This window comes from Thermococcus peptonophilus (genome assembly GCF_001592435.1).
In the GTDB taxonomy this organism is placed as follows: domain Archaea; phylum Methanobacteriota_B; class Thermococci; order Thermococcales; family Thermococcaceae; genus Thermococcus; species Thermococcus peptonophilus.
Genome location: NZ_CP014750.1, coordinates 994,600 through 1,008,215, shown reverse-complemented (window position 1 = coordinate 1,008,215; position 13,616 = coordinate 994,600). Strand labels below are relative to the sequence as shown.

Sequence of the window (13,616 nt, the reverse complement as noted above, 5' to 3'; positions counted from 1 at the left end):
CAGTCCATTCAACGCGAGGGAACTATCATAGATACAAAGTACAATACTTTGGACTACCGAGGTTTCTGGCGTATTGGGCATGTTCTGAACCTAGTACCGTGGACACTAACACTATACAATCTACATCATAGTTTCTTCCCTCTATTACCACCAAGCTTAATATACATAAACAAAAAATCTATCTCGAACCAGAGAAAATTTGAAAACGTAAAGGAAAATCCCTGTGAAGGAGAGAACAATAATGGAGGAGGGTATCGGGTGAAAATTGTCTTAGAATTCTCCAGTACAAAGATGATACTAACGGTATCACTCCTTATGATATTTCCTTTTTTGATTGATGGTTTTATTCGCAAAGATTCCAAACTCTTGTTTCTTGGGTTGGGTGTGTTGAGTGCATACTTATTCGTAACACTGTTCCTCGTGTTTCTCGATGTACTGATCGCGAAGTTCTCATCAGCATTCCAAATCCAAGCTGGCTTGAAAAGCTCTTTATTTTTTGCCCTTTACTTTATATTCACAATCCATAATTTACATCTTCCCATTTACTAAGTCCCCACATGGGAAAATCAAGTGAAGTTAAATATCTGACTCCCAAAGAGTTCGAAGGGAAGTTAAAGAGAAAACGGGGATCTGACGCAGTATACAGGCAGGAACTCTAGGCCACATGGATAATCGAAATAGCTCAAACTTCGGCAATCCTTTTTAACTCTGCCTACCATCTATTCCCGGTGATGAAAAGGTGAGAATAAAAGTCAGGTACTTCGCTCGCTACCGTTCCCTCGTGGGCAAGAGCGAGGAAGAACTGGAAGTTCCCGACGGGATAACCGTGAGAGACCTCATTGAAATCCTGAAGGAGCGCTATCCGGTCCTTAAAAACGAAGTTTTTGCCGAAGATGACGACCTTGCCGACGTTAACGTCTCCAGAAACGGGCGCTACGTAAGGTTCGACGAGGTGTTGAAGGACGGGGACGTAATCGCGATATTTCCGCCTGTAAGTGGTGGTTAAGATGCTGACTGAGAGGGAGCTTGAGAGGTACGACAGGCAGATAATGATATTCGGAAAGGAAGGACAGGAAAAACTGAAGGGTGCAAAAGTCGCGGTCGTCGGTGTTGGAGGCCTCGGAAGTCCTGTAGCGTATTATCTGGCTGCCGCTGGAATAGGCACCGTTCTCCTCATCGACGAGCAGACCCCAGAGCTGAGCAACCTCAACAGGCAGATACTCCACTGGGAGGAGGACGTTGGGAAGAGGCCAAAGCCAGAATCAGCTAAATGGAAGCTTGAACGCTTTAACTCTGACATAAAGATAGAGGCCTACACGGGCAGACTCACTGCGGAGAACATCAATGAAGTCCTTAAGGATGTTGATATCGTGGTTGACTGCCTGGACAACTTCCAGACCCGCTACCTGCTCGATGAATACATTCACAGAAAAAGAATCCCGCTCGTTCACGGTGCGGTGGAAGGCATGCACGGGCAGGTGACGACGATAGTCCCTGGCATCACAAAGAGCCTCAGGGAGATTTTTCCGAAAGTTAATGAAAAAGAAGAAAAGTTCCCAATAATAGGTGCCACGGCGGGAGTAGTTGGTTCCATACAGGCAATGGAAGTCATTAAACTGCTGACGGGCATTGGAGAGCCTCTGTTGAACAAACTCCTTCTGATAGACTTAGCCTTGAACCTCTTTGAAATAGTGGAACTTAAGTAGTCGGGGGCCTCACTTCCCTCCTCTCGTTTATTGATGTTATTTTGACTATGCTTTTCCAGGTTCCGGCCTCAACTACATTCACATGCCCAAATGGGCCATCACTTGAGATTCTCACCAAGAGCGAATACACCAGCTTTACTTGGGAGATCGTGCCGTTGGCAATGCGAATCTCCAAGACTGCGTCAGTTATCGTCACGTTTGAATCGCCTGGACTAAGATAGGCCTCAGCTAAAGGAAGGATAACGTCCTCCGATGGCGAGTATACGAACACAGTAGTCCCGTTCTCGGTGTATTTAGCGAGTGGCTTATCCTTGATCACTCTCTCAACTATCTTTAGGGGATGATAATCCCATAGGGTCGTAAACTCAATCTCATTGACTCCAAAGCCGGTCTTTAGGTAAGTCTTGTTTCCTATTACAATCTGGAGCATATTCTCTGTCAGGTTATCTGGAAGAATCGTAATCGTGGAGTTCACCAAAGCCTTTTTCTCCACAATGTCAACGTATCCATTCTCGGTTATCAGCATGCTAACGTTGGTCTTCATTGTGATGTTGCCCTCGGTTGTTGTCACGTCAAGCTTCATAACGGCGTCCTGATGGTACGAGTAGGTTTCTATTTTCTCGACTATGCTCTCAAGGTCAACTTCTTCAATCTTCCCCCTGGAAGATGGGGTACTGGTGTCAGTATTCGTTTTTGTACTGTTTATGTTACCGGGGTGAATTGAGTCCGCGGTTTCAGTGGTAGTACCAGTAGTTGTCTTTCCTCCCAAGCAACCGGCCGACGCAACGGTCATGAGGACCACTAAGAGGCCCATAACCCTTTTTCCAATCATGGTATCCCACCCTCTAAGTGCTACACTTTTGTCCATCGGTAAGTTTAATTGAGTTTCGGACAATAACGGAGGGGTGATTTTGATGAAAGTTAGACTTACTAAAGAGAAGTTCAGTGTTGATGAAGCGATTTCAGTACTCCGAGTTCCAGAGGCTGGCGCCTACGTGGTGTTCCTCGGCCAGGTAAGAAACGAAAACCTTGGGAGAAAGGTCGAGAAGCTCATATATGAGGCCTATCCGGAAATGGCCGAAGCGGAGATGGAGAGGATAAGAGAAGAAGCCCTAAAAAAGTTCCCGATTCTAGACATGGTGATATGGCACAGGTACGGTGAGCTGAAGGTCGGCGAGGACACGATACTGATCGTGGCGAGCGCCAAGCACAGGAAAGAAGCTTTCAGGGCCTGTGAATGGGCAATTGATGAGGTAAAACACAGGGTTCCAATATGGAAGAAGGAAGTAACTCCTGAGGGGACTTTCTGGCTTGAGGGAGACAGGGCAGTGAAAGAGTAATCTTTCCACTTTTTGCTTACTTTTTTTAGTAGTTTGCAAAATCGGAATAGATAAAGTATATATACTCAGAAGCTAATCTTTTTTCGGTGAGAATCATGGAAAGGGCCGAGTCTATTGCTCTTCCAATTGAGATGCCCACGAATTCTGAGACCATAGTTATTGGCAAGCCTCCTTGGAGCAACAAGAAACACACTGGGAAGGTAGGGAGGCTCATCCTCCAACTCGGCACTGGAAAAGGTGAATTCTTCGAAATCTACGGGATTCCAAGGTCGATTGGGTGCATAGGAAATAACCGGTTCATCCTTCGGAGGGAGCCCCTTAGCTTGGAAGAATTTAAGGGAGCTATACTTGAGTTCAGAAAAATGGGCGGTAAGGAGCTTTGGTTGACCAACTACGACAGCATTGAGCTTCTTCTGGCGCTGGCGAACTTCGCTGTTGAGATAGAAATCCCGGAAGTTTACGCGGTTGTTATGTTTGAAGACCTCCCTAGGGTTACTCCCGGAGAGGGGATCCGATTCATAGCAGAGGTAAAGTATCCGGATGTTAAGCCCGAGGAGCTTTCCGAGTATCCATGGCTTCACGGGGTTCTTGCCGTTGTGGAGCAGGAGTACTTAGATGATGTCGTAAGAGAGAACTTTCCTGGAGATCTGTACGTGGATGTACTCTATCCCGGCTCCATTAAAAAGGTGAGGTTTAACACCATAGAACTCAGGCGTATACTGAACCCAACCACTGAGAAGTATCACGACTGCCTCGCCGGAACTGTTGCCGTTACTGCCGATGGCTATGTGCTCCCCTGCCCTCTGCTCAGGAACTACGTTGTTGGCGACCTCAAAAAGGAACCCCTCAAGCGCGTAACCCGGAGAAAACGGCTCAGAACCTTCTGGAGGATGACCAAGGACAGCATACCAGCGTGCTCCAGCTGTCCGTTTAAGTACATCTGCCATGACTGCAGGGCGCTTGAGTACCAAGCGACTGGGGAGATAGATGGGATGGAGTACTGCCCGCTTCACTTTCTCAGGCTTTAGAACTCCAATATTGATCTATAACCGCTCCCGTCTTTTTTCACCATCCTCTGAAAAGCCGTCCTAGAATTTCTGTCGTTAAGTTCCTTGAACGTCGGATCAAAGTACTCAACAAGGATTTTCTCAACGTACCTGCTGAACTCCAGTATCTTCGCCCCCATATCCTCCTTTGAGGAGAAGAACCACTCCAAGAAATAGCCCCACCCGGGAATAATACCGACGGAAATCTCGTAGTCTCTAAATCTTTTGAGCACTTCTTCATCCAACTCCTTAGTGATTCCGATAACCCCTCTATCTGAGACGTTCATGTCTGGGAGGGGGACAAAGTCGATCAGTATGTTCCTTTCTTTCAGCCGGTTTATCATGTACCTGACGGTGGGTCTTGACTTGCCGAGTTTTTCTGAGATTTCAGTGATGGGTGTTCTAGCGTCCCACTTGAGGATGTCCATTAAAATGGCATATTCATAGCCGAGATCCCAGTTTCCCCATTCATCTGAGAGTTTCTCCTTCGTGTATGCCCTCACTTCGTAGTACTCGAAGTCGTCCGAGTACTTTCCAAGCATTTGATCTATAAGTTCCACTTGGTCGTGTGGGATTTGAAGGTACAGAGACAAACCATTCTTGAAGCCAAATGCAGGGTTTACATACCTGACAAAAGGATTTCTAGTCAGCTTTACGGCGGTCTCGAGAAGACTCTCAGGGGATACTGCAAGAAAAGCAACGAAGCTCTTGAGACCTATGAGCCTTATATTGTACATTGCACTTACCGTGAGGTACTTTCTATAATACTTGTCATAGATGCGCTTCAACTTGTAGTAGTCCAGTCCCTCTTTTTTAGCTATGCTCCTAAGGCTTTCTAGGGGATACTTACTCAGTAACTCCACCAAAAACTCTATCTCCTCAAATCTTATATCCCCCATATTCTAACACCACCGGCCCGGAAAGGTTATATTCTCCAATCTATTAAAACTCTTCTGGTGATGTCGATGGTGAGGATAGAGGTAATTGATATTGAAAAGCCCGAGGGGGTTGAAGTCATAATCGGGCAGGGCAACTTCTCAATCTTCACGGTTGATGACCTCGCTAGGGCTCTTCTGACGGCAGTTCCGGGGATAAAGTTCGGGATCGCGATGAACGAGGCGAAGCCACAGCTCACCCGCTTCACGGGAAACGACAAGGAGCTTGAGGAGCTCGCCGCCAAGAACGCCGTGAAGATAGGAGCCGGCCACGTCTTCGTCATCCTCATGAGGAACGCATTCCCAATAAACGTCCTCAACACCATCAAGAACCACCCTGCAGTTGCGATGGTTTACGGGGCCAGTGAGAACCCGTTCCAGGTCATAGTGGCCGAGACGGATCTTGGAAGGAGCGTCCTGGGCGTCGTGGACGGCAAGGCCGCGAACAAGATCGAGACAGAGGAGCAGAGAAAGGAGCGCAGGGAGCTTGTTGAAAAGATCGGCTACACAATACACTGACATCAAACCTTTTATGCCGTTTCTCCTTCTCTTTTCGGTGGTCGTATGAGGCTGGCCTTTGTGACGTCCAATCCCGGAAAGGTTGAGGAAGCAAGAAAGTACTTTGAACCGCTGGGAGTCGAAGTTTACCAGCTAAAGGTAAGCTATCCAGAGATACAGGCTGACACCCTTGAGGAAGTGTCCGAATACGGGGCTAAGTGGCTGGCGCAGAGGGTCGATGGACCGTTCTTTCTCGACGATTCAGGGCTCTTCGTTGAAGCTCTAAAAGGATTCCCAGGCGTTTACTCTGCCTACGTTTACAAAACGATCGGATACCAGGGGATTCTTAAACTCCTTCATGGTGAGAAGAACCGAAGGGCCTATTTCAAGAGCGTGATAGCCTACTGGGACGGCGAGCTACACATCTTTACAGGCCGTGTGGACGGCAAAATAGCAACGGAACCCAGGGGAAGCGGCGGCTTCGGGTTCGACCCGATTTTCATACCTGAAGGCTTCGACAGGACGTTCGCCGAAATGACAACGGAGGAAAAAAACCGTATATCACATCGCGGCAGGGCGCTGAGGGAATTTGCCAACTGGCTGAAGGAAAACCTTAAATAAGTAGAGACTTCAATTAGTCCGGATTTTTGTTGAACAAATGACAATGGGGATAGCGATGACGGGGGGATTGGATGCCATAGACGTTAAACTGCTGAACGAACTGAAGGAGAACGCCAGGGAGAACATAGCCAGCCTCAGCAAGAAGCTCGGGATTCCGAGGACTACAGTCCACTACAGAATAAAGCGCCTCGTGGACGAGGGTATCATAGAGAAGTTCACGGTGAAGCCTAACTACAAGAAGCTTGACCTGGGGACTACTGCATTCATCCTGGCCCGCTACGACCCTGATTCAGGCCTCACCCAGAGGGAGGTTGCCGAGAGGATAGCGGCCCTCGATGGTGTCTATGAAGTCCACATAATCTCTGGAGAGTGGGACATGATAATAAAGGTCCGCGCTCCAAACGCTGAGGAGGTCGGTAAGATCGTTGTTGATAAGCTAAGGGAGATAAAGGGAATCGAGCAGACAGTTACAATGGTCTCGTTCGTTACAGTGAAGGAAGAGCTGTGAAGCGAGGGGCGATGATCGGCGTTCTCCTTTCTGATTTGTGATGATGCGAGGTTCGGTGAGCCCTACATGACGCAGCACTCGTAGATTATCTCAACGTCCCTTATCGTTTTTGCCCATTCGATAACTTTTCTGGGCGGATTCGTCAGTCTGTCAACGCCGGCCAAAATGGCCCCCTTATCAAACTCCAGCCTCCACCTTCCGAGCGGCCTCATACAGCCTATGCTCAGCTCACCATCGAACCTCTCGCGCGCATACTTAACGACTTCAAGGCTCTCCTCGACGCTCGGCTTTGGAACGTTCTCCATCTCCGTCCCCTTCGTCGGGATGAGAACGTCGAGAACGAGCACGTCTATTGGGTATTTTACCAGCAGGTCTATGGCTTTGTACTCCCAGTGAATCTTCCCGAAGTCGAGGCCGATGGTTATGTGTGGAGCGACCCTTACACCGGCTTCTGTTAGCAGGTTAAGAATCCTCAGATAGTCCTCAACGGTCTTGTCTATCTTGTAAACGCGCTTTATCACGTCATCATCGGCAACGAAGTCAAGGGACACGACATCAACGTACTTAACCCACTCCAGGTCACTCTCGTCGATAAAGCCAACGTGGGCGTTGAGCTTCAGATTAGTCCTCCTTTTGATCTCCCTTATCTCCTCCGCATAGAAGTCGAGTGGAACTTTAAGTCTCCCATCCATGCCACCGCTCAGGAGACAGCCGTTGTATCCATCTCTAGCGAGCTTGAGGCAGTAGTCCAACAACTCACCGCGCTCGGGCTTTCTCATGCCTTCGAGGTAGTGCTTTCCGCAGTGGGCACAGTTCAGGGCACAGGTGTTTCCGGTGAGTGAGACTGAGGGGAATTTAATTCCGGGAATGTAGATCTTGAGCTTTTTTCTGGTCTCTACCATTTAGCTCACCTCTAAAACGTTGCAGGGAGCAGAGCCCCTCCGGTGTTCAAAAAAGAAGGAATGGTCTGGGAAACTGCGTTTCCCAGTTTATGTGGGGCGGAGCCCCCCGTTCGGAGGAATGGGGTTAGCAAGGACGTGGGGGGTGAAACCCTCCGGTCCTGCGAGGGAAATTTGATGCCGGGGATGTAAATTTTGAGCTTTTTTCGTTCCATTCTCACCCTCCACAGAAAAGCAGTGCCCAGAAGAATATAATCCTTTTGGGACAAAAATGGGAAAGGTAAGAAATCACTTCCTCTCGGCTTCCTTGCCCTTCTTGAACAGCGGCCACCAGGCCTTCTCGCCGAAGAGGCTCATGAAAGCTGGCCCTATGAAGTACACGGCCATCGTGGCCGTCAGCAGTACTCCAGCTGATAGGGCAAAGCCTATTTCCCTGGTGCCCCAAGTTGAGCTGAGCATCAGCGCCCCGTAGGTGCTTGCAAGGACTACCGCCAGTCCTATAACGAGGGTGTCCATGGTTCCGGCGGCGACTATCAGCGCCTCCTCCGGCTCCCTGCGCTCGAACTCGTCCCTGGCCTTCACGAGATAGAAGCTGTTGTAGTCGATGCCGACTCCCATGAGCACGACGAAGACCATCAGCGGCAGGAACCACATGACCTCCTGATTGAAGACCTTGCCAAAGAGCCACGTTGAGACCCAGATGCTCGTCATGACGCCGAGGAATATCGTTATCATTGTGGAGATCACAGCTGGAAGTCCCTTGAGGGTTGGTATGAGGGATATGAACATCAGCACAAGCGCCACTGGGATTATCCTGTGCCAGAAGATGTCGCTGATCCTGTCGCTGAGATCCATAGAAAGGGCCGCTCCGCCGCCGACGAGGCCCTCCTTTATCTTGCCCTCCTTCTCAAGTTCGGACATGTAAGTTCTGAGGCTCTTGACGAGCTCCTTTGCCTTCTCGTCGGTTGGAGCGTAGACCGGGTCAATCTGTATCATGATCATAGTCTCTCCCTTTGAGATGAACCTCTCCCCACCCAGGGATTTAATGGCCGACAGTGTCAGGTTGCTGACCGGTTCACCGTACGGCCTCGTCGGTGAATAGACTGCCTTGACGCCAGTCATCTCCGCTATATGCCCCGTTATCTCGTCGATCAGCTTAAGGTCGTCGTCGGTTATCTTATGTCCAAGGTCTATGATCACGTAGTTAGGGGACATTACTGAGGCACCGAACTTCTCCTGGCTCAGATGCATGAAGGTTAGGGTCTCACTGCCCTCTGGTAGGAAGAGGCTTATGTCATGGGTGCCTTCAAAGGTGAAGAACGTGTATGTTGCCGGGACTGCTATTAGCAGACCGATGAGCAGGATGGCTTTGGCATGCTTTATGACCCACTCCGCTATTTTGCTCCTCTCGTGGACATCCATGGTCTTGATATGCTTTATGTGCCTCGGCCACCAGAACCAGCTCTTGTCGCCGATGAGTGCTGTTATTGCGGGAATGAATGTAAGACTCGCTATGAGGACAGTAACAACGGCAAGAGGCGCGATTATGCCCATCTGCTGGAATATTGGAAACTCCCATGCCAGAACGAAGCTGGCGAAGGCTATGATGTCGGTGAAGGCGCTCGCCAGAACGGCGTCCTTTGCCCTCCTAAGGGCCTCTGCGACGGCCTTCTCATGGTCGTAGCCCTCAGCTATGTACTCCTTGAAGCGGTGAACGTAGTAGGTCGAGTAGTCAATTCCAAGACCGAGGGCGGTCGTTATGGTCAGCATCTCCGCCCAGCTTCCTATGTTCAAGAAGCCTCCCCTGGCCAGGAGGTAGGCTATTCCGAGGGCCGTGAGTGCAGAGGTGGCGACACCGGTGAAGGGAAGGAACGTAGCCAGCAGGGCCCCACCCATCAGTATGAAGAGCACAATGAGCGCGCCAACAATACTCGCCTGGCTCGTCTTTTGGTTGTCCTTCTCTCCATACTCCGTCATCTCGTGCATCTGGACGGGTGTACCCCCAAGGGCGCCCTTGACGTCCGGGAAGTACTTTCCGAACTCCTCAAGTGCTATCTTCTTGACCTCAGTCGCGTTTTGGGCGAGGTACTTGAACTCGTCACCGCTCGGGCCGGGCCTTCCGAACGGGACAAACGTTATCAGGAGCGTCGTGTTGTCGTCGCTCTTCAGCATGCTCAGGTAGGTTCCGGCCTTTTCCCTAAAGACGGGCCAGAGCTCTTCAGCCAGGGGCCTGACATCTTCTCTGGTTATTGCCTCGGGGTTGTCCTTGAACTTGAAGGCGATATCCACTAGGAGATTCTGGTCGAAGTTGAGTTCAACCCCATAGGGGTTGTTTTTGGCGTAGTCAGATACCAAGGACTTAACTGTGTCCTTCACGAGTTCTTCGAGTTCCTCCTCACTCATCGGGTAGTTCTGGATGACCTGTTCAATGAGGTCGTTTATAACTCCAGCGAACTCCTCTGGGATCGTCTGGTTCTTCATCTGCTCCTGCATTCCCCTCATGAACAGCTCCTTTGCGAGCTCCCTTGGATCGGCACCGCTGTATAGCTCCCTGACTATCTTCTCAGTTTCCTCCGTCTTCTGGGGAGACAGGGCAAGGACCACCCTAACTGTGGCGTCCTCGAGCTTTTCACCGCTTACTACCCCATAAGGATCTTTGGCAACCTCGCTCACAATGATATCGGCAAGGGCCTCGGGGCTTGGAGCAAGGCCGTTCATCTGCTCTGCTATTTGGGCCTTGAGCATGTTCTGTGCCATGGTGTCGATTGCAGTCTCGTCACCGCCGCTTTCGTAGAGCTGGAAGAGAACCTCCTTGGGAATCTCAAATGGGAAGGAAGTTCCGGCACTCGTTATCATGCCGTATACGAGTTCAACCGTGGTGTTCTCAAGGAGTCCCTTGTCGGAGAGGAGTGTTCCCGTGCAGTAGGGATCGGCAGAGGTAACCGCCTGCACAACCTCAGGAACAATGGCCCATTGGCTTTCGGGTAGCTTGGCAATCAGTTCGTTCTGGAGTGCCTGTGTCCTTTCCGGGGTTGTCATGTTCGGGTTCTGAGTGCAGAGCTGGACGTAGATGCCATCTGCCATCTGGAGCAGTCCTGAAGTCATATTGAGCTGGGTGTAAATGGACGTTAGGTTGCTCTTGAGGGCAAGATACCCCTGAGCTGTCGCAACGAGGCTGGTCTTCATTGTATCAGTCGTGTTTTTTAGGAGGAGTAGCTGATTCAGCAGTGTCCCATAGCCGTCTTGGGCACCTTTGACACTCCTGTAGAGAACGCCGGTCATGTTGGCGGTCATTCTAGTTATGTTGAGGGTAAGCTCGTAGTCCATGTCCCAGAGCATGTCTAGGGCATCATAGTATGATGTCACGTTGGAGGCGTATTTGCCCTCAACCCGGTTTTTAAAAGAATAGTAGGCCTTCCTCGCGTTCTCGTTGTTCACGGTGATGTTCGTGATGAGGAGGTACGTCATGTTTGGGTTCTGGGCCTTTGAAAATTCCTCACTCATGATGTCCTGGACTTTGATAGACTCGATTTCGTGGGACACCATCTGCTCAGTACTGTAGTCGGTAAGCTCGCTCAGTTTTCCTGCGAGCGGTGCCATGATGAGTATGAGGACTATCCACGCCGCCAGCACGATCTTGGGGTGCTTCGCTATCCAGTCGTTCCAGGCCATCACCATCACCTTAATCTTTTTAAGTGGCTTTTCCAAACATATCATTAGCAAATCTGTTTAATTCAAATATGTCTAATTTAGACATGTCTTATAAACCTTTCGGGGTGGTACGATGTCAGACTCACTCGTGAGAAACATGTTCACAGTCCCAATGCGAAACCTGATACTGCTAATAATCGGCCTTAAAGGTGAGACACACGGTTACGAAATCCTCAAGGAGATAGAGAAGGTAAGCAGGGGGTCTTGGAAGCCGAGCCACGGTAACCTGTACACCATGCTGAATAAAATGGTCGAAGAGGGCCTGATAGAACCGAGGGAAGAATACCACGGAAAAAGGAAGCTGGTGAAGTACACTCTCACCGAGAAGGGCTGGAACTACTTAAAGGAGGCGAACGAGCTTGCGCTCCAGTCCCTCTATATTGCAGTTCAGTACCACGAGATGCTGAGGGAGAAGCTCAAGCAGATGGGATACGGGAAGGATATAGCAGTGGAGGCAATTGATGGCTACGTTGAGCTTCTGGATAGAGTCATTTCAATCCTTGAAGCCAAAAAGAAGAGCCTGCTGGAGCTTAAGGAGAAAGCGGAAAAGGGAAGAGAGAAAAAGTCCGTCACAGGAACGGGTTCCTGAACTTCTTTCCAGGATAGACCGCTATGCCCTCAAGCTCCTCCTCAATCCTTATAAGCTGGTTGTACTTGGCGTTCCTGTCACTCCTTGCTGGGGCACCGGTCTTTATCTGACCGGCGTTGAGTGCCACAGCGAGGTCGGCTATTGTTGCATCCTCCGTCTCTCCGCTCCTGTGGGAAACGACGACTCCGTAGCCAGCCCTGAAGGCGGTGTAAGCGGCGTCTATGGCCTCGCTCAGCGTTCCTATCTGGTTTACCTTGAGGAGGAGTGCGTTAGCGGCGCCCATCTCAATACCCTTTCTAATGCGCTTCGGGTTGGTGACGAAGAGGTCGTCGCCGACTATCTGTATCCTGTTTCCGAGCTCTCTGGTTATCATGACGAAGCCTTCCCAGTCCTCCTCGTGGAACGGGTCCTCTATCGAGAGTATCGGATACGTTGAGACAAGTTCCTTGTAGAGCTCAAGGAGCTCCCCCTTGTCGTACTCCTTGCCGGCAACTATGTACTTGCCTTTTTCCTTGTCAAAGAACTCGCTTGATGCTGGGTCGAGTGCAAAGGCTATCTCGTTCCCTGGCTTGTATCCAGCCTCCTCTATGGCCTCTATGAGGAGATCGAGCGGCTCATGAGGCTCCTTCAGCGGGGGGGCAAAGCCTCCCTCGTCGCCGACGTTGACCGCGTTCTTCCCGTACTTCTCGGCTATGACCCTCTTGAGGACGTGATAGGTTTCGGAAACCCATCTTATTCCCTCCCTGAAGGAGTCCGCTCCAACCGGCATTATCATGAACTCCTGGAAGTCCAGCTCGTTGCCGGCGTGAACGCCGCCGTTGATGACGTTGCTCATCGGAACCGGCATGATGTAGGCGTTGGTTCCGCCTATATACTGGTAGAGCGGCAGTCCGAGGGCGTTTGCGGCGGCCTTGGCAACTGCCAGAGAAACGCCGAGCATGGCGTTGGCACCAAGGTTGCTCTTGTTCTCCGTCCCATCGAGCTCGAGCATGAGGGTGTCGATGTCCCTCTGCCAGGTGACGTCCATTCCGATGATCTCGGGGGCGATTATCTTGTTAACGTTTTCCACGGCTCTCCTGACGCCCTTCCCATGGTACCTGCTTCCACCGTCGCGGAGTTCAAGCGCCTCGTGGGTTCCGGTTGAAGCCCCACTGGGAACTGCAGCCCTGCCCATGCTTATCGGAGTGTAGACCTCAACCTCAACTGTTGGGTTTCCCCTGCTGTCCAAGATTTCCCTCGCTATAACGTTGGTTATCTCAAACGGGTTCTCCATCCTAATCACCTCGGGTGATATTTCTGGCTTCTTCTTATAATTCTGATGGTCGAAACCAGAGGACGAATTTTTAAAATGCTTATTCCAACTGCCATCGGGGATAAGTGTGATGAACTGGGAGAAACAACTCCGGGAGGAAGGTTACCTAGAAATTCCGGGTTTCAGAATAGAGCTTACCCTTGACAACACGTTCATGGAAATAGACTACATCCCAAGAATAATCGTGTACGATGAGAAAACCTCCCGCTGGTACGTTCTCAGGAATCCAATCCCCAAGGGGAAAACACTGGAGGAAAACTGGGACAATGCAGTTGAAGTACTGGAAAAAGTTATCAGGGGCGAGCTAAAGCCTGATTTTGGAAACGAAGACGTCTCAAACCGGTTTTTACTGGCTTTCAGGAAGGCTGTGGATTCAGAGAATGCCCAGTTTTGATGGGATTCTACTCATTTTTAGCGGGAAAACCCTAAATACTTGTAGTGTTTAAATCCA

General features: G+C 50.2%; 14 protein-coding genes. 9 read left to right on the top strand and 5 right to left on the bottom strand.

The window, feature by feature from the left end:
* The first annotated feature begins 739 nt into the window (after positions 1-739).
* Together A0127_RS05485 and A0127_RS05480 are read left to right on the top strand one after the other, a co-directional pair.
* Entirely contained in the window at positions 740-1,006 is a 267-nt protein-coding gene (locus tag A0127_RS05485; RefSeq protein ID WP_011251068.1) for a ubiquitin-like small modifier protein 1, read from the top strand.
* Position 1,007: 1 nt separating this feature from the next.
* Positions 1,008-1,706 carry a ThiF family adenylyltransferase gene (locus A0127_RS05480; protein ID WP_062388960.1) on the top strand — a complete coding sequence of 233 codons (699 nt, stop codon included), beginning with the start codon at positions 1,008-1,010 and terminating at the stop codon, positions 1,704-1,706.
* Here the strand turns inward: A0127_RS05480 and A0127_RS05475 are convergent.
* Entirely contained in the window at positions 1,699-2,538 is an 840-nt protein-coding gene (locus tag A0127_RS05475) for a hypothetical protein (protein WP_062388958.1), read from the bottom strand. The genes A0127_RS05480 and A0127_RS05475 overlap by 8 nt on opposite strands.
* An 82-nt stretch (positions 2,539-2,620) precedes the next feature.
* On the opposite strand from A0127_RS05475, the gene A0127_RS05470 reads away from it, so the two are divergent.
* Complete coding sequence (locus A0127_RS05470; protein WP_054840769.1) at positions 2,621-3,046, top strand: molybdenum cofactor biosynthesis protein MoaE; 426 nt, start codon at positions 2,621-2,623, stop codon at positions 3,044-3,046.
* A 95-nt stretch (positions 3,047-3,141) separates the two neighbouring features.
* Complete coding sequence (locus A0127_RS05465; RefSeq protein ID WP_062388956.1) at positions 3,142-4,074, top strand: SPASM domain-containing protein; 933 nt, start codon at positions 3,142-3,144, stop codon at positions 4,072-4,074.
* On the opposite strand, the gene A0127_RS05460 is transcribed toward A0127_RS05465, so the two are convergent.
* The gene (locus A0127_RS05460) at positions 4,071-4,991 is read right to left on the bottom strand and encodes an Lrp/AsnC family transcriptional regulator (protein ID WP_062388954.1); all 921 of its coding nucleotides are present in this window, start codon (positions 4,989-4,991) and stop codon (positions 4,071-4,073) included. The two genes, A0127_RS05465 and A0127_RS05460, sit on opposite strands and share 4 nt — an antisense overlap.
* 66 nt (positions 4,992-5,057) lie before the next feature.
* Here A0127_RS05460 and A0127_RS05455 point away from each other — a divergent pair, with 66 nt between their 5' ends.
* The 3 genes from A0127_RS05455 to A0127_RS05445 are packed head-to-tail and all read left to right on the top strand — an operon-like array spanning position 5,058 to position 6,654.
* Complete coding sequence (locus tag A0127_RS05455; RefSeq protein ID WP_062388951.1) at positions 5,058-5,546, top strand: adenosine-specific kinase; 489 nt, start codon at positions 5,058-5,060, stop codon at positions 5,544-5,546.
* A 45-nt stretch (positions 5,547-5,591) separates the two neighbouring features.
* Positions 5,592-6,146: an XTP/dITP diphosphatase gene (locus A0127_RS05450; protein ID WP_062388948.1), complete on the top strand. Its 555-nt coding sequence runs from the start codon at positions 5,592-5,594 to the stop codon at positions 6,144-6,146.
* Between the two features lie 55 nt (positions 6,147-6,201).
* Positions 6,202-6,654, top strand: coding sequence for an Lrp/AsnC family transcriptional regulator (locus tag A0127_RS05445; RefSeq protein ID WP_054840770.1), 453 nt, complete (start codon positions 6,202-6,204; stop codon positions 6,652-6,654).
* A 62-nt stretch (positions 6,655-6,716) separates the two neighbouring features.
* On the opposite strand, the gene A0127_RS05440 is transcribed toward A0127_RS05445, so the two are convergent.
* Entirely contained in the window at positions 6,717-7,556 is an 840-nt protein-coding gene (locus A0127_RS05440; RefSeq protein WP_062388945.1) for a radical SAM protein, read from the bottom strand.
* A gap of 285 nt (positions 7,557-7,841) precedes the next feature.
* Positions 7,842-11,225, bottom strand: a complete 3,384-nt coding sequence (locus tag A0127_RS05430) for an MMPL family transporter (RefSeq protein WP_062388942.1) — start codon at positions 11,223-11,225, stop codon at positions 7,842-7,844.
* Positions 11,226-11,337: 112 nt separating this feature from the next.
* On the opposite strand from A0127_RS05430, the gene A0127_RS05425 reads away from it, so the two are divergent.
* A complete protein-coding gene (locus A0127_RS05425; RefSeq protein WP_062388939.1) occupies positions 11,338-11,853 on the top strand; it encodes a PadR family transcriptional regulator in 516 nt (171 codons plus the stop codon).
* On the opposite strand, the gene eno is transcribed toward A0127_RS05425, so the two are convergent.
* The gene (gene eno, locus A0127_RS05420; protein ID WP_062388936.1) at positions 11,834-13,126 is read right to left on the bottom strand and encodes a phosphopyruvate hydratase; all 1,293 of its coding nucleotides are present in this window, start codon (positions 13,124-13,126) and stop codon (positions 11,834-11,836) included. The genes A0127_RS05425 and eno overlap by 20 nt on opposite strands.
* A 109-nt stretch (positions 13,127-13,235) precedes the next feature.
* Here eno and A0127_RS05415 point away from each other — a divergent pair, with 109 nt between their 5' ends.
* Entirely contained in the window at positions 13,236-13,559 is a 324-nt protein-coding gene (locus A0127_RS05415; RefSeq protein ID WP_062388933.1) for a hypothetical protein, read from the top strand.
* The last annotated feature ends 57 nt before the right edge of the window (positions 13,560-13,616 follow it).

What these genes read in the sequence shown, in the direction of transcription:
- A0127_RS05480 (WP_062388960.1), top strand. Translation starts at nt 1,008, where the DNA reads ATGCTGACTGAGAGGGAGCTTGAGAGGTACGACAGGCAGATAATGATA.
- A0127_RS05475 (WP_062388958.1), bottom strand. Translation starts at nt 2,538, where the DNA reads ATGATTGGAAAAAGGGTTATGGGCCTCTTAGTGGTCCTCATGACCGTT.
- A0127_RS05470 (WP_054840769.1), top strand. Translation starts at nt 2,621, where the DNA reads ATGAAAGTTAGACTTACTAAAGAGAAGTTCAGTGTTGATGAAGCGATT.
- A0127_RS05465 (WP_062388956.1), top strand. Translation starts at nt 3,142, where the DNA reads ATGGAAAGGGCCGAGTCTATTGCTCTTCCAATTGAGATGCCCACGAAT.
- A0127_RS05460 (WP_062388954.1), bottom strand. Translation starts at nt 4,991, where the DNA reads ATGGGGGATATAAGATTTGAGGAGATAGAGTTTTTGGTGGAGTTACTG.
- A0127_RS05455 (WP_062388951.1), top strand. Translation starts at nt 5,058, where the DNA reads ATGGTGAGGATAGAGGTAATTGATATTGAAAAGCCCGAGGGGGTTGAA.
- A0127_RS05450 (WP_062388948.1), top strand. Translation starts at nt 5,592, where the DNA reads ATGAGGCTGGCCTTTGTGACGTCCAATCCCGGAAAGGTTGAGGAAGCA.
- A0127_RS05445 (WP_054840770.1), top strand. Translation starts at nt 6,202, where the DNA reads ATGACGGGGGGATTGGATGCCATAGACGTTAAACTGCTGAACGAACTG.
- A0127_RS05440 (WP_062388945.1), bottom strand. Translation starts at nt 7,556, where the DNA reads ATGGTAGAGACCAGAAAAAAGCTCAAGATCTACATTCCCGGAATTAAA.
- A0127_RS05430 (WP_062388942.1), bottom strand. Translation starts at nt 11,225, where the DNA reads ATGGCCTGGAACGACTGGATAGCGAAGCACCCCAAGATCGTGCTGGCG.
- A0127_RS05425 (WP_062388939.1), top strand. Translation starts at nt 11,338, where the DNA reads ATGTCAGACTCACTCGTGAGAAACATGTTCACAGTCCCAATGCGAAAC.
- eno (WP_062388936.1), bottom strand. Translation starts at nt 13,126, where the DNA reads ATGGAGAACCCGTTTGAGATAACCAACGTTATAGCGAGGGAAATCTTG.
- A0127_RS05415 (WP_062388933.1), top strand. Translation starts at nt 13,236, where the DNA reads ATGAACTGGGAGAAACAACTCCGGGAGGAAGGTTACCTAGAAATTCCG.